This is a genomic window from Mycobacterium hackensackense, assembly GCF_025822555.1.
GTDB lineage: Bacteria > Actinomycetota > Actinomycetes > Mycobacteriales > Mycobacteriaceae > Mycobacterium > Mycobacterium fluoranthenivorans.
On the sequence record NZ_JACKUC010000030.1, the window covers coordinates 1830036 to 1848218 of the forward strand.

Here is an 18183-nt window from a genome sequence, read left to right on the forward strand (position 1 = left end):
CGGGCGGCCACCAGAGCAGCAGGGTTCGCGCGTTCAGAATGTCGTTCCGTTCTCCGGGGCGAGCACCTGGAAATCGGTGTCCGTCATCTCCGACAACCGGCCGTAGTAGATACCGCGCGCTGCCGGCTCGATGATGCCCTGGTGGATGGGCACGGCCCGGGCCGGAGCGACGGCGCGCAGATAGTCGACGGCCTCGGAGATCTTCATCCACGGCGCCGCAGCCGGGGTGGCCAACACATCGACCGGCTCACCGGGGACGAACAGGGCGTCGCCCGGATGCATCAGCCGGGCCGGGTGGTCGCCGTCGCCGATCAGGTACGACGTGTTGTCGATCACCGGGATCTCCGGGTGGATCGTGGCGTGCGTGCCGCCCACGCCACGCACCGACAGATGCCCGACCGTGAAGGCGTCGCCGGCGTGTACCGCCGTCCACGCTGCTCCCAGCTGCGCCGCCGTCTGGGGATCCGCGTACAGCTTGGCCTGCGGGTTCGCGTCCAGCAGGGCGGGCAGCCGGGCGGTGTCGGCGTGATCGGGATGCTGATGGGTGATCAGGATCGCGTCCAGACCCGTGATGCCCTCGAAGCCGTGGGAGAAGTTGCCGGGATCGAACAGCACCCTGGTGCTGCCGCCGTCGGCGTTCGGGAAGTCTGCCAATAGGCAGGAGTGGCCGAAATGCACGAGTTGCATGGCTCCATTGTGGCTTGTATCTACGTCGGTAGAGTTACAGCCGATCAGGACCGATTTGTGCAAACTTTCGAAGGAGTACCCGTGGCCCGCGTCGTAGTGCACGTGATGCCCAAGGCCGAGATCCTCGACCCGCAGGGGCAGGCGATCGTCGGCGCGCTGGGCCGTCTCGGCCACTCAGGTATCTCGGACGTCCGCCAGGGCAAGCGTTTCGAGCTCGAGGTGGACGATTCGGTATCCGACGCGGCGCTGTCCGAAATCGCCGAATCGCTGTTGGCCAACACGGTCATCGAGGACTTCGTCGTGAGCCGGGAACAGTCGTGACCGGCCCCAAGGCGAGCGTAGCGACGGGGAATGAGGCCGAGGCGGGGAGCAGTGCAGCCAAGGTGGGCGTGATCACCTTCCCCGGCACGCTGGATGACGTCGACGCGGCCCGGGCGGTGCGGTTGGCCGGCGGCGAGGCCGTCGCCCTGTGGCATGCCGACGCCGACCTCAAGGGTGTGGACGCCGTGGTGGTGCCGGGCGGGTTCTCCTACGGGGACTACCTGCGCGCCGGAGCCATCGCCAGCTTCGCGCCGGTGATGCGCTCGGTGGTCGACGCTGCCCGGGGCGGGCTGCCGGTGCTCGGCATCTGCAACGGCTTCCAGGTGCTGTGTGAAGCCGGACTGCTGCCGGGTGCGCTGACCCGCAACGCCGGACTGCACTTCATCTGCCGCGACGTGTGGCTGCAGGTGGCGTCCAACTCGACGGCGTGGACCACCCGCTACGAGCAGGACGCCGATCTGCTGGTGCCGCTGAAATCCGGCGAGGGCCGGTATGTCGCCTCCGAGGCGGTGCTCGACGAACTCGAGGGTGAGGGTCGCGTGGTGTTCCGCTACCGCGACAACCTCAACGGGTCGATGCGCGGCATCGCCGGGGTCAGCTCGGCCGACGGCCGCGTGGTCGGGCTGATGCCGCACCCCGAGCACGCCACCGAACCGCTCACCGGCCCGTCCGATGACGGGCTCGGCTTGTTCTACTCCGCGTTGGACGCGGTCCTCACCGCCTGACTCAGGCGGACAGTGCGACCGACGCCTCGGCCGTGTAGTTCAGGAACGTGAACGTCTCCTGCAGGTACAGCTGCACGGTCTCGGCGTCGTGGCTCAGGTAGCCGATCGACACATCGGTGCCCAGCTGCAGATCGAAATCGCCTCCGCGCGTGGATAACACGAACGCGCCGTCGATGGCGGGGGCCCAGATGATGTCTCCGTCGACCACCCGGTTGAGGTGCTCGCGCAGCGGGTAGCCGTGTTCGGTGGTCTCGCTGACCTTGGTGTACGCGTCGGCCGACAGCAGCACCGAGTACGGCCCGTCGACACCGGCCAGCCGCAGCTCCGAGAGCGCCTGGGCGATCACATCGGGGTAGTCGCGGGGATCCTCGGGCAGGGCCAGGCCGGGGTTGGAGCTGGACGCCCGGATGCCCTGGATGTTGGCGGCCGCGTAGCCCTCGAAGATCGCCCGATCCTCGGCGAAGGCCAGCTTCTTGGCCGCGTCCTTGACCGGATCCCAGTCCGAGTCCTGCGAGCCGCGCTCCACGTCGTCGATCGCCTCGCGGGTGATCGTGAACGGCACCCGCAGCCGCACCAGCGGCCGGCTGTCCCGCAGGTGGGCGAGCACACCGTCGCCCGGCGAGGCCACGTTGAGCAGATGTCCGGTTGACACCGCGGCGGTGGTGGCGCCGCTGGGCCCGCTGCAGTCCACGACGCGGCGTCCGGCGATGTGGCGCTTGAAGGTCCGGGTGGCCTCCTGCTCGATCTCGGCCCACGCCTCGTCGGTGACCGGCGCCAGTTCGCGGTACAGGTTGTTCATTGGGGTTGTCCTTTCAAGCTGCCGATCGACAGTGAACCGGAGTATGCGGGGGCGGGGGGCGTGACGACGACCACGGTGGGTGCGGCGTTCTCGTCACCGGGTAACGGGGGTGGGTCGTCGAGGAAATCGGCGGTCGGCGTGAAGAACAGACACCCGGTGACCGCGGTGGAGAAATCCAGAATCCGGTCGGTGTTGCCGGGCGGATCCCCGATGAACATGTTGCGCAGCATGCGCTCGGTGACCGCGGCGCTGCGCGAGTACCCGATGTAGTAGGTCCCGAACTCACCCTTGCCGATCTCACCGAACGGCATGTTGTGGCGCAGGATCTTCAGTTCGTTGCCCTCGTCATCCTCGATCACATTGAGGGCCACATGCGAATTCGCGGGTTTCACGGCGTCGTCGAGTTCGATGTCGTCGAGTTTGGTGCGGCCGATCGCGCGCTCCTGCTCCTCGACCGACAGCGCGTTCCAGGCCGACATATCGTGCAGGTAGCGCTGCACGTGCACGTAGCAGCCGCCGGCGAAGTCGGGATCCTCGTCGCCGATCTGACTGGCGTGCAGTGCCACTTGGCCACCAGGGTTCTCGGTGCCGTCCACGAAGCCCAGCAGGTCGCGGTTGTCGAAGAACTTGAACCCGTGCACCTCGTCGACGATGGTGATGGCGCCGTCCATCGCCTGGGCGATCTTGCCGGCCAGCTCGAAACACACGTCCAGCGACTCGGCGCGGACGTGGAACAACAGATCCCCGGGGGTGGACGGGGCGCTGTGCCGCGGGCCCTCCAACGCGATGAACGGGTGTAGTTCGGCCGGCCGCGGTCCGCTGAACAACCGGTCCCAGGCGTCCGAGCCGATCGACGTGATGACGGACAGATGCTTGGCCGGATCGCGAAAACCTATGGCGCGAACCAGCCCCGAGATATCGCCGAGGGCATCGTGCACTGTCTGCTCACCACCGTCGTCGATGGTGGCGACCAAGAAGATGGCGGCCGGCGTCAGAGGCGCAAGCACCGCCTGCGGAACAAGATCGGGCACATCGCAGACCCTAGCGCGGCCGACGCTCGGCACACCGGTCAAGATGAAAAGATGCCAGCTAGCCCCCAGAGCCTGTGTGCGTTCATCGACGCCTCACCGTCGCCGTTCCATGTGTGCGCGACCGCCGCGCGCCTGTTGGAGGCCGCCGGATACACCGAACTGTCCGAGGCGGACGCCTGGCCCGCCTCCGGCCGCTACTTCACGGTGCGGGCGGGTTCGTTGGTCGCCTGGGATTCGACGCCCGGCGATGTGCCGTTCCGGATCGTCGGCGGCCACACCGACAGCCCCAACCTGCGCGTCAAGCAGCACCCGGACCGGGCGGTCGCGGGCTGGCAGGTGGTGGCGTTGGCGCCCTACGGCGGTGCGTGGCTGAACTCCTGGCTGGACCGCGATCTCGGGATCAGCGGCCGGCTGTCGATCGTCGGCGCGGGGGAGCGCAGCGACGCGGGCAGTGGGTCCGGCGGTGTCGCCGGGGTGGAGCACCGGCTGGTCCGCATCGACGACCCGATCCTGCGGGTGCCGCAGCTGGCCATCCACCTGTCCGATGACCGCAAGGGTGTCAGCCCCGACCCGCAGCGCCACGTCAACGCGATCTGGGGTCTGGGGGAGCAGCGCTCGTTCCTCGAGTTCGTCGCCGAACGCGCCGGGGTGCGCTCCTCTGAGGTCCTGGGCTTCGACCTGATGACCCACGACCTGGCGGCGTCGGCGGTCACCGGCGCCGGTGGCGAATTCGTCAGCGCCCCGCGGCTGGACAACCAGGTCACCTGCTACGCCGGGGTCGAGGCGCTGCTCGCGGTGCAGCCCACCGGCCACATCCCGGTGCTCGCCCTGTTCGACCACGAGGAGGTGGGCTCGCAGTCCGATCACGGCGCCCAGTCCGAGCTGTTGCCGACCGTGCTGGAGCGCATCGTGCTGGCGGCGGGTCACGGCCGGGAGCATTTCCTGCGCCGCTGCGCCGAGTCGATGGTGGCCTCCGGGGACATGGCCCACGCCACCCATCCGAACTACCCGGACCGGCACGAACCCGGTCACCTCATCGCCGTCAACGCCGGCCCGGTGCTCAAGGTGCAGCCCAACCTGCGGTACGCCACCGACGGCCGGACCGCGGCGGCGTTCGCGCTCGCGTGCCGGCAGGCCGGGGTGCCGCTGCAACGCTACGAGCACCGAGCCGACCTGCCGTGCGGGTCGACCATCGGGCCGATGACGTCCGCGCGCACCGGTATCCCGACGGTCGACGTGGGCGCGGCTCAGCTGGCCATGCATTCGGCCCGCGAGATGATGGGCGCCCTCGACGTCGCGGCGTATTCGGCGGCGCTTCAGGCGTTCCTGGCGCCCGCCGGTTCGTCCTGAGTCGTAGACGTCGGGGGTAGTCGCTAGGCTCCCGGTATGGGCCTTGGCGTGGAGATGATCACCGTCGACTCACTCGACCCCGATCGCCTCGCGGCGTGGTGGGCCACCGCCACCGGCGGTGAGTTGACCCCGGTGATGCCAGGGGAATTCGTGTTCGTCGCCTTGCCGAGCGGGTTGCGGCTGGGGTTCCAGCGGGTCGAGGATCCCACGCCCGGCAAGAACCGGGTGCACGTCGATTTCAGCGCCGCCGATATGGAGGCGGAGGTGGCTCGCCTGGTCTCGCTGGGCGCTCGTGAGACCGGCCGGCACGAATTCGGCGCGGAGTTCCGCTGGGTGGTGCTCGCGGACCCGGACGGAAACGCCTTCTGCTTGACTGCCGCTTCCTGACGCGTGTCCGCGGGCATGGTGTGGTCGGTCGTCGGTATCGGCGCGGCGCTGGCGGTGTGGGCGTTGTTCGCGCGGCAGTTGGAGCGCTGGCGCATCACGCCCGCCATGGTGCTCGTCGTGGTGGGTGCGGGGGTGGGTGTCAGTACCCATCACGCGCTGGCGGCGAGCCTCGACACCGATGTGATCCTGCCGATCATCGAGGTGATCCTGGCCATCCTGTTGTTCGGTCACGCCACCCATGTGCGCGGCGGTTTCTTCGGCGGCATGTTCGGGCCCGCGTTCCGGCTCATCGTGATCGCGCTGCCGATGAGCATGGGCCTGTCGGTGCTGCTGGGCAGTTGGCTGCTGCCCGGGCTGTCGTGGGCCGCACTGCTTGCGGTCGCCTGCGTGGTGGTACCCATCGATTTCGCGCCGGTGGCGTCCTTCCTGCACGACGACCGCATCCCGGCGCGGGTCCGCAATCTGCTCAACGTCGAGGAGGGCTACAGCGACGGTGTGGTCGCGCCGATCCTGGTCTTCGCGCTGGCGATCACCGGGGGCCAACAAGCCGGCGCCGAGAGTCTGATGCACGCCGTGCGCGACGCCGTCCCGCATCTGTTGAGCGCCGTCGTGCTGGGACTGGCCATCGGTGCGGTGGCCGCCGTCGCCGCGAACGCCGTGGACCGCCGCGGGTTCATGACCGACCGGGCCCGACGGCTGATCCTGCTGTGCACACCGGTGCTGGCCTACACCCTCAACGTGGCCTCGCACGGGAACGGGTTCGTGGCGGCCTTCGTCTGCGGTATCGCGTTCAACGGGTTGCGGCGCTACTCCGATGAGCGGCGGGAACTGGAACTGCTCGACGACGTGGCGTTCCTGCTGTCGGCCGTGCTGTGGTTCGTCTTCGGCGCGGTGGCCTGGTACGTCCTCGAAGAGGGTGTGTCGATCGGGCTGGTGGTGTTCTGTGTGCTGGTGGTCACCGTGGTCCGGTTCGTCCCGGTGGTGCTGTCGCTGACCGGGTCGGGTTTGAGCCGGTCGGAACGGCGGCTGGTGGCCGTGCTCGCGCCGCGCGGAGCAGCGACCATCGTGCTGGGCCTGCTGGCGTTCAACGTGCTGGAGGACGCCGCCGAACGCGCCGTGCTGCTGTCCACCATCCTGGTGGTGCTCGGCAGCGTGCTGCTCTGGGGAGTGCTCGGGCCGGTGCTGGTCGGCCGCTACGCGAAGAACGAATAAACTATGCCGGTGACCTCTGGTAACAGTCCCGAAGTAGACACCGTCGAGCGGGCAGCCACCACCCCCGAACATCCGCAGCCCTACCGTGAGCTCGGTCTCAAGGATGACGAGTACCAGCGCATCCGCGAGATCCTGGGCCGCCGACCCACCGATGCCGAACTGGCCATGTACTCGGTGATGTGGAGCGAGCACTGCTCCTACAAGTCCTCCAAGGTGCACCTGCGCTACTTCGGGGAGACCACCACCGACGAGATGCGGGCCGGGATGCTGGCCGGCATCGGCGAGAACGCCGGCGTCGTCGACATCGGCGACGGCTGGGCCGTCACCTTCAAGGTCGAATCGCACAACCACCCGTCGTACGTGGAGCCCTATCAGGGTGCGGCCACCGGCGTCGGCGGGATCGTCCGCGACATCATGGCGATGGGCGCCCGCCCGGTGGCCGTGATGGATCAGCTGCGGTTCGGGGCGGCCGACGCCCCCGACACCCGGCGCGTGCTCGACGGGGTGGTCCGCGGTGTCGGCGGTTACGGGAACTCACTCGGCCTGCCCAACATCGGCGGCGAAACGGTGTTCGACGCGTCGTACGCCGGCAACCCGTTGGTGAACGCGCTGTGCGTGGGCGTGCTCCGCAAGGAGGACCTGCACCTGGCGTTCGCCTCGGGCACCGGTAACAAGATCATCCTGTTCGGCGCCCGCACCGGTCTGGACGGTATCGGCGGTGTGTCGGTGCTGGCATCGGAGACCTTCGGCGGCGACGAGGGATCCGGTCCGGGCCGCAAGAAACTGCCCGCCGTGCAGGTCGGTGACCCATTCATGGAGAAGGTGCTCATCGAGTGCTGCCTGGAGCTCTACGCGGCCGACCTGGTGGTCGGTATCCAGGACCTCGGTGGTGCCGGATTGTCCTGCGCCACATCCGAACTCGCATCGGCCGGCGACGGGGGTATGCGGGTGGAGCTGGAGACGGTGCCCCAGCGCGCCGCGAACATGACCCCGGCCGAGATCCTGTCGAGCGAATCCCAGGAACGCATGTGCGCGGTCGTCACACCGGAGAACGTCGAGGCGTTCCTGGCCGTCTGCCGCAAGTGGGAGGTGCTGGCCACCGTCATCGGGGAGGTCACCGACGGCGACCGCCTCGAGATCACCTGGCACGGTGAGACCGTCGTCGACGTGCCGCCACGCACCGTCGCCCACGAAGGCCCGGTGTACCAGCGGCCCGTCGCGCGCCCCGACACCCAGGACGCGCTGATCGCCGACACCACCGCCGCGCTGCCTCGCCCGGTGACCGGCGATGAGCTGCGCGCCACGTTGCTTGCGATGGTGGGCAGTCCGCATCTGTGCAGCCGCGCGTTCATCACCGAGCAGTACGACCGCTACGTGCGGGGTAACACCGTGCTCGCCGAACACGCCGACGGTGGTGTGCTGCGCATCGACGAGGCCACCGGCCGTGGTGTCGCGGTCTCCACCGACGCCTCCGGGCGTTACACCCAGCTGGACCCGTACACCGGAGCGCAACTCGCGCTGGCGGAGGCCTACCGCAACGTCGCCGTCACCGGCGCCACCCCGGTGGCCGTGACGAACTGCCTGAACTTCGGCTCGCCGGAGGACCCGGGTGTCATGTGGCAGTTCTCGCAGGCGGTGCGGGGACTCGCCGATGGTTGTGCCGCCCTTGGCATTCCGGTGACCGGTGGCAACGTCAGCTTCTACAACCAGACCGGCAGCACCGCGATCCTGCCCACCCCGGTGGTCGGGGTGCTCGGTGTCATCGATGACGTGACCCGCCGGATCCCCACCGGTCTGGGAGCCGAGCCCGGTGAAACCCTGCTGCTGCTGGGCGACACCCATGACGAGTTCGACGGCTCGATCTGGGCGCAGGTCACCGCCGACCACCTCGGCGGCGTGCCCCCCAAGGTTGATCTGGGCCGCGAGAAACTGCTGTCGGAGGTGTTGACCTCCGCCTCGCGCGACGGACTGATCTCGGCCGCGCACGACCTCAGTGAGGGCGGTCTGATCCAGGCTGTCGTGGAGGCGTCGCTGGCCGGCGAAACCGGTTGCCGGATCATCATTCCCGACGAATTCCTGGAGGGCACGGGTCCGTTCACGTTCCTGTTCTCCGAGTCGTCGGGCCGGGTGCTGGTCGCGGTGCCGCGCACCGAGGAGAGCCGATTCCGGTCGATGTGCGAGGCGCGTGGCCTGCCGGTGCAGCGCATCGGGGTGGCCGACGAAGGCAGCGACTCGGTGGAGGTGCAGGGTCAGTTCACCGTGACGCTCGACGAACTGCGCAGGACGTCCGAGGGCGTGCTGCCCGGGTTGTTCGGGTGATCGAGCGGACCGGTTACCACCACCCCCTTCTGGTGTGGGCCTGGAGCCTGGTCCGCCTCGATTTCGTCGGCGTCGCGTTCGGCGCACTGTTCTTCTGTCTGTCGCTGACCCCGTCACTGTTGCCGCGGGACTGGCTGTTCGCCGGCCTGATCGGTGGCATCAACTCGGCGATCGGTTACGGCATCGGTGTCGGCGTCGGAAAGCTGTTGTACCGCTTCGTGCTTCGGTACCGATCCTGGTGGCCACCGCCTCCGCGGGTGACCCGGGTGCTCAAGGCCGTGATCGTCACCGCGTCCGTCGGGTCCGCGTTGCTGGTGCTCATCCCGGCCGCGGCGTGGCAGCGGCAGGTGTCGGCGGCGATGGGCATCGCGGGCCCGGGCACGGCCAGTTACCTGCGCACGCTGATCATCGCGCTGCTGGTCGGCGCGGCCTGTGTGGGGACCTGGCGAGTGCTCATCGATGCGGTCAAACTGCTGGCCCGGCTGCTGATCCGGCGCTGGCACCTGCACCATGAGGTGGCGTTCTTCATCGGTACCGCCATCGTCGTGGTGCTCATCATCACCCTCGTCAACGGTGTGCTGTACCGCGGCTTCCTGATCGGTGCGAGCAGCGTCTTCCAGCCGCAGAACTCGACGACACGGGCCGGGGTCAGCCAACCGCTGGAGCCGGAGAGGTCGGGCAGCCCCACCTCTTTCGCGTCCTGGGACGGCCTCGGTTACCAGGGGCGCAACTTCGTCGCCGGCGGCCCCGATGCCGGCGAACTCACCCGGATCAACGGCACCCCGGCTCAAGAACCCATCCGGGTGTACGCCGGTCTGGAGACCGCCGACACCGACGAAGGCCGGCTGGCGGTGCTGCTCAGCGAGCTTGAGCGCACGGATGCCTTCGACCGTAAGGTGCTGGTGATCATCCCGACCACGGGCACCGGATGGATCAATCCGATTGCGGCGCGCGCCATCGAGCTGATGTACAACGGCGACACCGCCCTGGTCGGTATGCAGTATTCGTATCTGCCGAGCTGGATTTCGTTTCTCGGTGACCGGCAGAAGTCGGTGCAGACCGGCCGGATGATGATCGACGCGATCCACGACCGCTGGTCGAAACTGCCGCCGGAGCACCGGCCCAGGCTGGCGTTGTACGGCGAGAGCCTGGGGTCGCTGGCCGGGCAGGGCGCCTTCGGTTGGTTGCCCGATGTCGCCGCGATGGACTTCTCCTCGGTGTTGTGGGTAGGGCCCCCGAACGAGAGCGCGCTGTGGAGCGGTCTGGTGCAGCGGCGCGACCCGGGCACCCGCGAGGTCGAACCGCGCTACGACAACGGCCGCACGGTGCGGTTCTCGCAGGCTCAGAATGCGGACGAGATCGCGCGGGTGGCTGCGGCACCGTGGGACGGCACCCGGGTGTTGTTCCTGCAGCACGCGTCCGACCCGATCGTCTGGTGGTCGCCGAAACTCCTGTTCTCCCGGCCGGATTGGCTGACCGAGCCGCCCGGTGCGGATCGCACGGCGTCCATGCGCTGGTATCCGATCGTGACGTTCTGGCAGGTGGGTGCCGATATGACCAACGCGTCCGGGGTGCCCGGCGGTCATGGGCACAACTACGGCGACTCGGTGTTGGACGGCTGGGTGGCCGTCGCCGCACCGCCGGGCTGGACTCCGGCGGACACCGCACGGATCCGCGGTGCCTTGCACCACGACGACGCATCCGACCAATACTGATGTCCCACAAAGTTATTGGGGCTATTGTGCTGGCGGCCACCGTGGCGGCGGGCAAATCGGCGCTGACCCGCGCGCCCGTGCGCGTCGCGGCGGGTACCGCCCTGGTGACCTGGAGCGGGGCCCGGGTCGGGCTGCGTGGCCCGGCGGTGCGCTCCGGTATACGCCTGGGCCTGGTCGTGGCCGCCCCGATCGCGGTGGGTACCGCGGTCGCGGCGGCGCTGCCACCGGTGCGGGCCGGAATGGCGGCGCGGAAACTGCCCGCCGATCCGGCGCGCTGGCTGTTGGTGCGTATCCCGGTGGCCACCGTCTGGGCCGAGGAGGCGGCGTTTCGGGGCGGGCTCGGTACCGTCACCGCGGCGGCTTTCGGCCCCCGGGCCGGCCGGCTGGTGCAGGCGATCGCGTTCGGCCTCAGCCATATCGGCGACGCCCGGCAGGAGCGCAGCGACTCGGGGGATGGGCTCGTGTGGGCCACCGTCGTGGCCACGGCTGCCGCTGGATGGGCCTTCGACTGGCTGTATCGCCGCTCGGGCAGCTTGCTGGCACCGATGCTGGCGCACCTGGCCATCAATGAGGCCGGCGCGGTGGCGGCGCTGGTGGTCCAGCGGCGTCATCGCTAGGCGTCGCGGATATCGGGCACCAGGTCGTGTGGTTCGGTGTCTTGATCGTCGATGCCGAAACTGATGATCCGCCGTGGCGTCACCCTGATGATGGCGGAATCCAACGGGTCGCCGGCCGGCCCGGTGCGGACGGGGACCGTCGCCTGTTCCGCGGTGCCCCGGATCTCCAGGCAGCGCACCCGCCACGGTTCGCGTGAGGTGATGTCATCGACGACGAAGGCGACCTTGTCGTTGCGGGCGAGGTTGCGGAACTTGCGGCTGGACGACATCCGGTAGCCGGCGATGTCGATGGTGCCCAGCTCCGCGTTGTAGGTGAAGCCGACCGGGCTGTTCTGCGGTGTTCCATCCGGCCCGATGGTCGCCAGGCGACCCAGTTCCGCGTTGTCGAGGAACGCGATTTCGTACGGTGTGAATGTCATGAACCCACGCTAGGAGCTCAATGAAGGTTGAGGTCAACCCTCACGGATTGATGGTGGGCTCGCCCACCTGGCGGCCCCACACGTAGTCGGTGAAGATCGGCGAGCCGAATTCGAAATGGTTGTACGGCGCGATGGACAGGCCGGTGTCCATCACCAGATATGGTGCGGGCCAGAGGTCTTTGGTGATCTTCTGCCAGCAGCCTGGCTTGCCCTCCGGACCGCCGTGGGCGTTCACCCGGGGCAGGTTGTCCGGGTACACGTACGGGTTGGGCAGGCCGAACCCGAACACCGTGCCCGCCGAGTCCAGCGAGTAGCCGTTGTCGCCGCCGAACGTCGATGCCATCAGCGGTGCGACGTCGTAGTAGTTCCGGATGGTGCACAGCAGTTGCGGACTGTAGACGTCGAACACCTTCGACGTCGGTATCAGATCCTGGGCGCCGCGCGACAGAAACGGTCCGCCTCGCTCCAGGATGTCGCCGGCGTTGTCGCCGAACCCGACGGCGGCGAGCAACGCCCGATCGATGGCGCCGCGTTGGTCGTTGAGCGTGGCGGCGGTGCGCACGGCGGCGGCCAGTCCGTCGAACAGGTCGGGGCCGGCGTCGGTGTATCGATCGGCCAGCGTGGCCCATGACCGGGTGTCATGCCCGAACTCGTCGGTGCGGGTGATGAAATCCGCGAGGATCGCGTTGCCGTCCTGCAGGGAGTTCCCGAACTTGGCGCCCATCCCGTCCAGCGCCTCCGCGGCCGCGGTCAGTGTCAGGTTCAGCTTCACCGGGTCGACCTGCTCGGCGATGGCCATCACCGTCTCGAACAGGGTGTTGAACTCGGTGCTGACCCACGTTGCGGTGATCTCGCCGTGGGGTGAAATGTGCTGTGGCGAGGGGATTTCCGGTGACCTCAGCGCGATGTACTTGTTGCCGAACACGGTGGTGGCGTTGATATCGGCGGTGACGTTCGACGGGATGAGCGGCAGGTAGCGCGGTTCGATCTGCACCGCCAGCCGGGCATGGGGCGTCCCGTCCACATCGGTGGGGGAGATCGTGCGCACCCGGCCGATCTCCACCCCGTTGAAGGTGACCTTCGATCCCGGATCCACTCCGAGGCCGGCTCGCGGCGACAGCACGGTCAGTTCCACGCGGTAACGGAACTCGCCCCGGAACTGCAGAGAGATGACGACGGCCAGGCCGGTCAACAGTGCCAGCGCGACCGCACCGACCGCCCGATACGGCGGTGCGAAGCGCTCGGCTGCCACATTGCGACACTAATGGGATGGTGGCGCGCCGAACAGCAGATCCGGAACAGACGCGGGCCGCGGTGCTCGCCGTCGCGGACTGGCTGCGCGATGACAGCCGTCCGGCCCCGGAGCGGCCCGTTCTCGCCGCTGCGGTCCGGCTCACCGCGCGCACCCTGGCCGCGTTGGCCCCCGGCGCCAGCGTCGAGGTCCGGGTGCCGCCGTATGTCGCCGTGCAGTGCATCGCCGGCCCCCGGCACACCCGCGGCACCCCACCGAATGTGGTCGAGGCGGATCCGCGCACCTGGCTGCTGCTCGCCACCGGGCTGCTCGATATCGACTCGGCGCCCGGGATGACGATGTCCGGTTCACGGGCCCGCGAGATCGCCGGCTGGCTGCCAGTGGTGCCGCTACCGGACTGACGAGTCAGCGGAAGTACGGGTACTCCTGTACCCAGTGAAATCCGCGGTTACGCAGCGGAAAGCTGTCCGGGTCCAACCGGTCGAGTTCGATGATCGCCGGTGCGCCCCGCAACGTGCCGGTCAGCGTCAGCCGGTCCGGGCCGTGCCGTGCGTAGGTGAACCGCGCGAACAGTGTCGGGTCCGGCGCGGGGGCGGACGTACCGTCGGGCGGGGGCAGTGGAGTTGTGAGCACCAGGGTGTGGGTGCCGGCGTCGACATCGGCGGGTGCGGTATGCAGCGAGCCGTCCATCGCCTGGAATGTCGCGGCCCCGATCTGGTCGAAGACCAGCTTTTGCCAACGCCTCGCGTCGGTGGTCAGCGGCGGTAGCGGCTGACCGTCCAGCCTGAACGAGCTGACCGACCAGATGCCGTATAGCTCCGGCTTGGGTCGCCCGCCGCCGTAGCTGCTCCAGGCCTGCCAGCCCTGCAGCAGCAACCCGGCCAGTACCCAGACGCACAGGGCCAGTTGCACTCTGGTGGTCCAGCGATTGGCCCGGGCACTGCTGAACAACGGCGTCACGGTGACCGGTCCGCAGGCCCGCTCCAGCACGACGGCGTCGAACAACCGCCGGGCCCGGGGTGCGAGCAAGACCAGACTCATCAGCAGCAGATGTCCGGACAGGATCTTGACCGGCACGTCGAAGGTCATGTTGAGGATGAACACCTGCGCCATGCTGAGCAGGGCGACCAACGCACCCAGGGTGGCGGTGCGCGGTACGAACAGCAGCAGGCCTGCGAGCATCTCGACGGCCCCGAGCAGAACCTCGTACGGCGGCGAGCTACCCACCTGTAGCCACAGCACCGAGGCTGGGCTGAACTCGCCGAACGGTTCCAGCAGGGCGGTCAGCGGCGGCTGCGGCATCTGCGTCGGAATGACCTTGGCGACACCGTAGAACAACATCTGCCCGGCCAGGCAGAGCCGCAGGAAGACGGCGAACCAGGCGGCCAGTCGCGGATAGCCGGTGGCGCGCCGATCAAGTGCGGACCACACGGCCGTGCCCGCCACGGCGACGACGAGCAGACAGAACATCGCGATCCAGATGGCGGCCTGATCGCCGCTGCCGGAGCCGGGGCGAAGGTGCGCGTCGACACCGAAGACCTGCCGGCCCACCCAGCTGGTGAGCGGATCGGTCACCAGCATCTGCCACTGCACCGAACCCTCGGGCAGCAGCATCGCCACCGGCCCGGCGAAGGCGAAGGTGATCTGGGCGAACCACAGGCAGAACAATCCGAAGTACACGACGCAGAACCGGAACGCGACCCGGGTCAGTGGGTGCCAGTCGGCGGGTTCCGCGGTGATCGGGTCGCCCGAGACGGTGTCGTGGCTCACGTCCGTCCACCGTAGTGGCGTGCGGTGCCGGCACCGGAATGTCTTCACCCGCCAAGGGCGTTGACGTTCACGAGTGGGTAATCCGCCGTTCGATTCAGCTAATGACGGGGGTTGCCCGTAAACTGTGTTACGTCACCCACAGCCCCTAGGGAGCAGACTGATCGTGACCGCCGAGCAGATCGAGCAGACCGAAGAAGACCCGAGAGAAGAGTGTGGCGTCTTCGGCGTCTGGGCTCCCGGCGAAGATGTGGCCAAACTCACCTACTACGGCCTTTATGCGCTACAACACCGTGGCCAGGAGGCGGCCGGTATCGCCGTCGCCGACGGTTCGCAGGTGCTGGTGTTCAAAGATCTGGGTCTGGTCAGTCAGGTGTTCGATGAGCAGACGCTGGCGGCCATGCCCGGCCACGTCGCCGTCGGACACTGCCGCTACTCCACCACCGGCTCCACCACCTGGGAGAACGCCCAGCCGGTGTTCCGCAACACCGCCGCCGGCACCGGTGTCGCCTTGGGACACAACGGCAACCTGGTCAACACCGCGGAGCTGGCCCGCCAGGCTCGTGAAGCCGGGCTGATCGAGACCCGTGGCGCCCCTGCTGCCACCACCGACTCCGACATCCTCGGCGCACTGCTGGCCCACGGCGCGGCCGATGCCACCCTGGAGCAAGCCGCCCTGGACCTGCTGCCGACCGTGCGCGGTGCCTTCTGCCTGACCTTCATGGACGAGAACACCTTGTACGCGGCGCGCGACCCGCACGGTGTGCGCCCGCTGTCGCTGGGCCGGCTGGACCGCGGCTGGGTGGTGGCCTCGGAGACCGCGGCACTGGACATCGTGGGTGCGTCCTTCGTGCGCGATATCGAGCCCGGCGAGCTGCTGGCCATCGACGCCGACGGGGTGCGCTCCACCCGATTCGCGAATCCGACCCCCAAGGGCTGCGTCTTCGAATACGTCTACCTGGCCCGGCCGGACAGTGTGATCGGTGGCCGGTCCGTGCATGCCACCCGCGTCGAGATCGGCCGTCGGCTGGCCGCTGAGAACCCCGTGGAGGGTGACCTGGTGATCGGGGTTCCCGAGTCGGGGATCCCCGCGGCGGTCGGCTATGCGCAGGGTTCGGGTATCCCCTACGGACAGGGCCTGATGAAGAACGCCTACGTGGGGCGCACCTTCATCCAGCCGTCGCAGACCATTCGTCAGCTCGGCATCAGACTCAAGCTGAACCCACTCAAGGAAGTCATCCGCGGCAAGCGGCTGATCGTCGTCGACGACTCGATCGTGCGCGGTAACACCCAGCGCGCCCTCATCCGGATGCTGCGGGAGGCCGGTGCCCTCGAGGTGCACGTCCGGATCGCCTCGCCGCCGGTGAAGTGGCCGTGCTTCTACGGAATCGACTTCGCCACCCCCGCTGAGCTGATCGCCAACGGTTCCAGCGGCGACGAGGACGAGATGCTGGAGGACGTGCGTCGGGCCATCGGTGCCGACACCCTCGGCTACATCAGCCAGCAGGGCATGGTCGCCGCCACCGAGCAGCCGTCATCGCGGCTGTGCTCGGCGTGTTTCGACGGGAACTACCCGATCGAACTCCCGGGCGAGAGCGCCCTGGGCAAGAACGTCATCGAGCACATGCTGGCCAACGCGGCACGCAGCGGGATCCCGCTGGAGCCGGCCAACGACAACGCCTCCGCGATCAGAAGGCCCTGACGGCTCCGCCGTCGTCCGGCACTAGAAACCGCAGCCGGGATCCGGCGCATCGGTGGCCGGTGGGGCGCCGGCCGGATCGATGTAGACCACCCACATCACCAGCGGGTCCGGACCCAGGTTGCGGCCGTTGTGCACCGGACCGCTCTCCTCGGTGATCGGCGCTCCGGTCGGATACACCCCGTCCACCGAGCAGTCCGCCCGGAAGTGGGTGAGCGTCCCGGACTCGATCAGGCCGAACACCCGGCCCTGATGCCAGTGCCAACCGGTACCGCCGCCTGGGGCGATGGTGATCTCTTTGGTGATGTAGTCGTGTCCGTCCCGGGTGGCCTGCGCCAGGATCTGCGCCTCCACGCCCACTCCGGCGGTGGCGGACGCCGTTGCGGACTGGCCCGCGGCACCCGCCACGACAGCCCCGGCGGCCAGCGCCGACCAGCGAAATCGGTTCATGAGCGCCCAGAGTGTCATACGTCACCTCATTGCGTGTGGCCCCGGCAGAACGCCCGGGCCTTACCAGCGGTGTCGGGGCCGGACCGGGAGCGGTAGCCTTTAGCCTGATGAGTCAGGGTCGCGCCGAACAACACGGCATCTCTTATGCAACGGCCGGGGTGGACATCGAGGCGGGGGATCGCGCCGTCGAGCTGTTCAAACCGTTGGCCAAGAAAGCCACCCGCCCGGAGGTCCGAGGCGGTCTGGGTGGGTTTGCCGGACTGTTCGCGCTGCGCGGCGGGTATCGAGAACCGCTGCTGGCCTCGTCGACAGACGGCGTCGGCACCAAGCTGGCCATCGCACAAGCGATGGACAAGCACGACACGGTCGGCCTCGACCTGGTGGCGATGGTCGTCGACGACCTCGTCGTCTGTGGGGCCGAGCCGCTGTTCCTGCAGGACTACATCGCCGTCGGACGTACGGTCCCCGAGCGGGTCAGCGCCATCGTGTCCGGTATCGCCGACGGCTGTGTCCTGGCCGGCTGCGCGCTGCTGGGCGGGGAGACCGCCGAGCACCCCGGACTGATGGAGCCCGACCATTACGACATCTCGGCGACCGGTGTCGGCGTCGTGGAAGCCGACGACCTGCTCGGGCCGGAACTGGTCCGGCCCGGCGATGTGATCATCGCCATGGCGTCCACCGGCCTGCACTCCAACGGCTACTCGTTGGCCCGCAAGGTGCTGCTGGAGATCGACCGGATGGATCTGGCCGGCCACGTCGAGGAGTTCGGCCGCACACTCGGCGAGGAACTGCTCGAACCCACCTACATCTACGCCAAGGACTGCCTGGCGCTGGCATCGGAGACCCAGGTCCGGACCTTCTGCCACGTCACCGGTGGCGGGCTGGCGGGCAACCTCGAACGGGTCATCCCGAACGGACTGGTCGCCGAGCTGGACCGCGGCACTTGGACGCCCGCGCCGGTCTTCGGCATGATCGCCCAGCGCGGTCGCGTGGAGCGTGCCGAAATGGAGAAGACGTTCAACATGGGCGTCGGCATGGTCGCCATCGTCGCGCCGGAGGACACCGACCGCGCACTGGCGATTCTCACCGCACGTCATCTGAACTGCTGGACGCTGGGCACCGTTGCCAAGAGCGGCAAGGGTGAGGCCCGCGCACACCTCGTCGGTCAGCATCCGCGGTTCTGACGGAAGTCAGAACCGCGGGGCTAGACCTCTGCGTGAGTCAGCGCCGCCAGTCGTCTTCATCGGCGTGTTGATCGGCGAAGCCGTCACTGCCCCCGAAGTCGTTCTCAGACTCGGCATGTGACAGCTCACGCTGCAACCTGTCGAAGTCGGTTTGTGGCGAGCTGTACTTGAGGTCGCGTGCGACCTTCGTCTGCTTCGCCTTCGCCCGGCCGCGGCCCATGGGGGACCCCCTCGCGCAATAACGGAGCG

19 protein-coding genes are annotated in these 18183 nt (G+C 68.5%); 11 read left to right on the top strand and 8 right to left on the bottom strand.

Going from position 1 to position 18183, the window contains the following annotated elements; all coding sequences use genetic code 11:
* Positions 1-33: 33 nt before the first annotated feature.
* Positions 34-687 (bottom strand): MBL fold metallo-hydrolase, encoded by a 654-nt coding sequence (locus H7J86_RS18305; protein ID WP_090354431.1) that lies wholly within the window; start codon positions 685-687, stop codon positions 34-36.
* Positions 688-768: 81 nt separating this feature from the next.
* Between H7J86_RS18305 and purS the strand changes: the two genes are divergently transcribed.
* The gene (gene purS, locus H7J86_RS18310) at positions 769-1008 is read left to right on the top strand and encodes a phosphoribosylformylglycinamidine synthase subunit PurS (protein ID WP_170847117.1); all 240 of its coding nucleotides are present in this window, start codon (positions 769-771) and stop codon (positions 1006-1008) included.
* Positions 1005-1733, top strand: a complete 729-nt coding sequence (gene purQ, locus H7J86_RS18315) for a phosphoribosylformylglycinamidine synthase subunit PurQ (protein ID WP_267292491.1) — start codon at positions 1005-1007, stop codon at positions 1731-1733. The genes purS and purQ overlap by 4 nt, the downstream gene beginning before the upstream one ends.
* A 1-nt stretch (position 1734) precedes the next feature.
* Here purQ and H7J86_RS18320 read toward each other — a convergent pair whose 3' ends face one another.
* A complete protein-coding gene (locus tag H7J86_RS18320) occupies positions 1735-2532 on the bottom strand; it encodes a family 1 encapsulin nanocompartment shell protein (protein WP_090354436.1) in 798 nt (265 codons plus the stop codon).
* Positions 2529-3563: a Dyp-type peroxidase gene (locus H7J86_RS18325; protein ID WP_187097031.1), complete on the bottom strand. Its 1035-nt coding sequence runs from the start codon at positions 3561-3563 to the stop codon at positions 2529-2531. Before H7J86_RS18325 ends, H7J86_RS18320 begins: the two co-directional genes overlap by 4 nt.
* 51 nt (positions 3564-3614) lie before the next feature.
* Between H7J86_RS18325 and H7J86_RS18330 the strand changes: the two genes are divergently transcribed.
* Genes H7J86_RS18330 through H7J86_RS18355 form a run of 6 tightly spaced genes read left to right on the top strand, consistent with a single transcriptional unit; the run spans position 3615 to position 11163 of the window.
* Complete coding sequence (locus H7J86_RS18330) at positions 3615-4913, top strand: M18 family aminopeptidase (protein ID WP_267292493.1); 1299 nt, start codon at positions 3615-3617, stop codon at positions 4911-4913.
* Between the two features lie 36 nt (positions 4914-4949).
* Positions 4950-5300 carry a VOC family protein gene (locus H7J86_RS18335; RefSeq protein WP_090354441.1) on the top strand — a complete coding sequence of 117 codons (351 nt, stop codon included), beginning with the start codon at positions 4950-4952 and terminating at the stop codon, positions 5298-5300.
* A 15-nt stretch (positions 5301-5315) separates the two neighbouring features.
* Entirely contained in the window at positions 5316-6512 is a 1197-nt protein-coding gene (locus tag H7J86_RS18340; RefSeq protein ID WP_267292495.1) for a cation:proton antiporter domain-containing protein, read from the top strand.
* A 3-nt stretch (positions 6513-6515) separates the two neighbouring features.
* Positions 6516-8831 (top strand): phosphoribosylformylglycinamidine synthase subunit PurL, encoded by a 2316-nt coding sequence (gene purL / locus H7J86_RS18345; RefSeq protein WP_267292497.1) that lies wholly within the window; start codon positions 6516-6518, stop codon positions 8829-8831.
* Entirely contained in the window at positions 8828-10546 is a 1719-nt protein-coding gene (locus H7J86_RS18350) for an alpha/beta hydrolase (protein WP_187097026.1), read from the top strand. Before purL ends, H7J86_RS18350 begins: the two co-directional genes overlap by 4 nt.
* A gap of 26 nt (positions 10547-10572) precedes the next feature.
* A complete protein-coding gene (locus H7J86_RS18355; RefSeq protein ID WP_267292499.1) occupies positions 10573-11163 on the top strand; it encodes an Rv0804 family intramembrane glutamic endopeptidase in 591 nt (196 codons plus the stop codon).
* Here H7J86_RS18355 and H7J86_RS18360 read toward each other — a convergent pair.
* Positions 11160-11582, bottom strand: coding sequence for a PPOX class F420-dependent oxidoreductase (locus H7J86_RS18360; protein WP_267292501.1), 423 nt, complete (start codon positions 11580-11582; stop codon positions 11160-11162). The two genes, H7J86_RS18355 and H7J86_RS18360, sit on opposite strands and share 4 nt — an antisense overlap.
* Positions 11583-11622: 40 nt before the next feature.
* Positions 11623-12834, bottom strand: a complete 1212-nt coding sequence (locus H7J86_RS18365) for an MCE family protein (RefSeq protein WP_090354450.1) — start codon at positions 12832-12834, stop codon at positions 11623-11625.
* Positions 12835-12851: 17 nt separating this feature from the next.
* On the opposite strand from H7J86_RS18365, the gene H7J86_RS18370 reads away from it, so the two are divergent.
* The gene (locus H7J86_RS18370) at positions 12852-13235 is read left to right on the top strand and encodes a sterol carrier family protein (protein WP_090354451.1); all 384 of its coding nucleotides are present in this window, start codon (positions 12852-12854) and stop codon (positions 13233-13235) included.
* Positions 13236-13239: 4 nt separating this feature from the next.
* On the opposite strand, the gene H7J86_RS18375 is transcribed toward H7J86_RS18370, so the two are convergent.
* Positions 13240-14604 (bottom strand): DoxX family protein, encoded by a 1365-nt coding sequence (locus H7J86_RS18375; RefSeq protein WP_267292503.1) that lies wholly within the window; start codon positions 14602-14604, stop codon positions 13240-13242.
* Between the two features lie 163 nt (positions 14605-14767).
* Here H7J86_RS18375 and purF point away from each other — a divergent pair, with 163 nt between their 5' ends.
* Positions 14768-16303 carry an amidophosphoribosyltransferase gene (gene purF / locus H7J86_RS18380; RefSeq protein WP_090354453.1) on the top strand — a complete coding sequence of 512 codons (1536 nt, stop codon included), beginning with the start codon at positions 14768-14770 and terminating at the stop codon, positions 16301-16303.
* Positions 16304-16324: 21 nt separating this feature from the next.
* On the opposite strand, the gene H7J86_RS18385 is transcribed toward purF, so the two are convergent.
* Positions 16325-16768: a cupin domain-containing protein gene (locus tag H7J86_RS18385; protein WP_235632714.1), complete on the bottom strand. Its 444-nt coding sequence runs from the start codon at positions 16766-16768 to the stop codon at positions 16325-16327.
* Between the two features lie 89 nt (positions 16769-16857).
* Between H7J86_RS18385 and purM the strand changes: the two genes are divergently transcribed.
* Positions 16858-17934: a phosphoribosylformylglycinamidine cyclo-ligase gene (gene purM, locus H7J86_RS18390; RefSeq protein WP_090354455.1), complete on the top strand. Its 1077-nt coding sequence runs from the start codon at positions 16858-16860 to the stop codon at positions 17932-17934.
* 37 nt (positions 17935-17971) lie between these two features.
* On the opposite strand, the gene H7J86_RS18395 is transcribed toward purM, so the two are convergent.
* On the bottom strand, positions 17972-18154 hold the full coding sequence (locus H7J86_RS18395) for a DUF3073 domain-containing protein (protein ID WP_090354456.1): 183 nt from the start codon (positions 18152-18154) through the stop codon (positions 17972-17974).
* Positions 18155-18183: the final 29 nt, after the last annotated feature.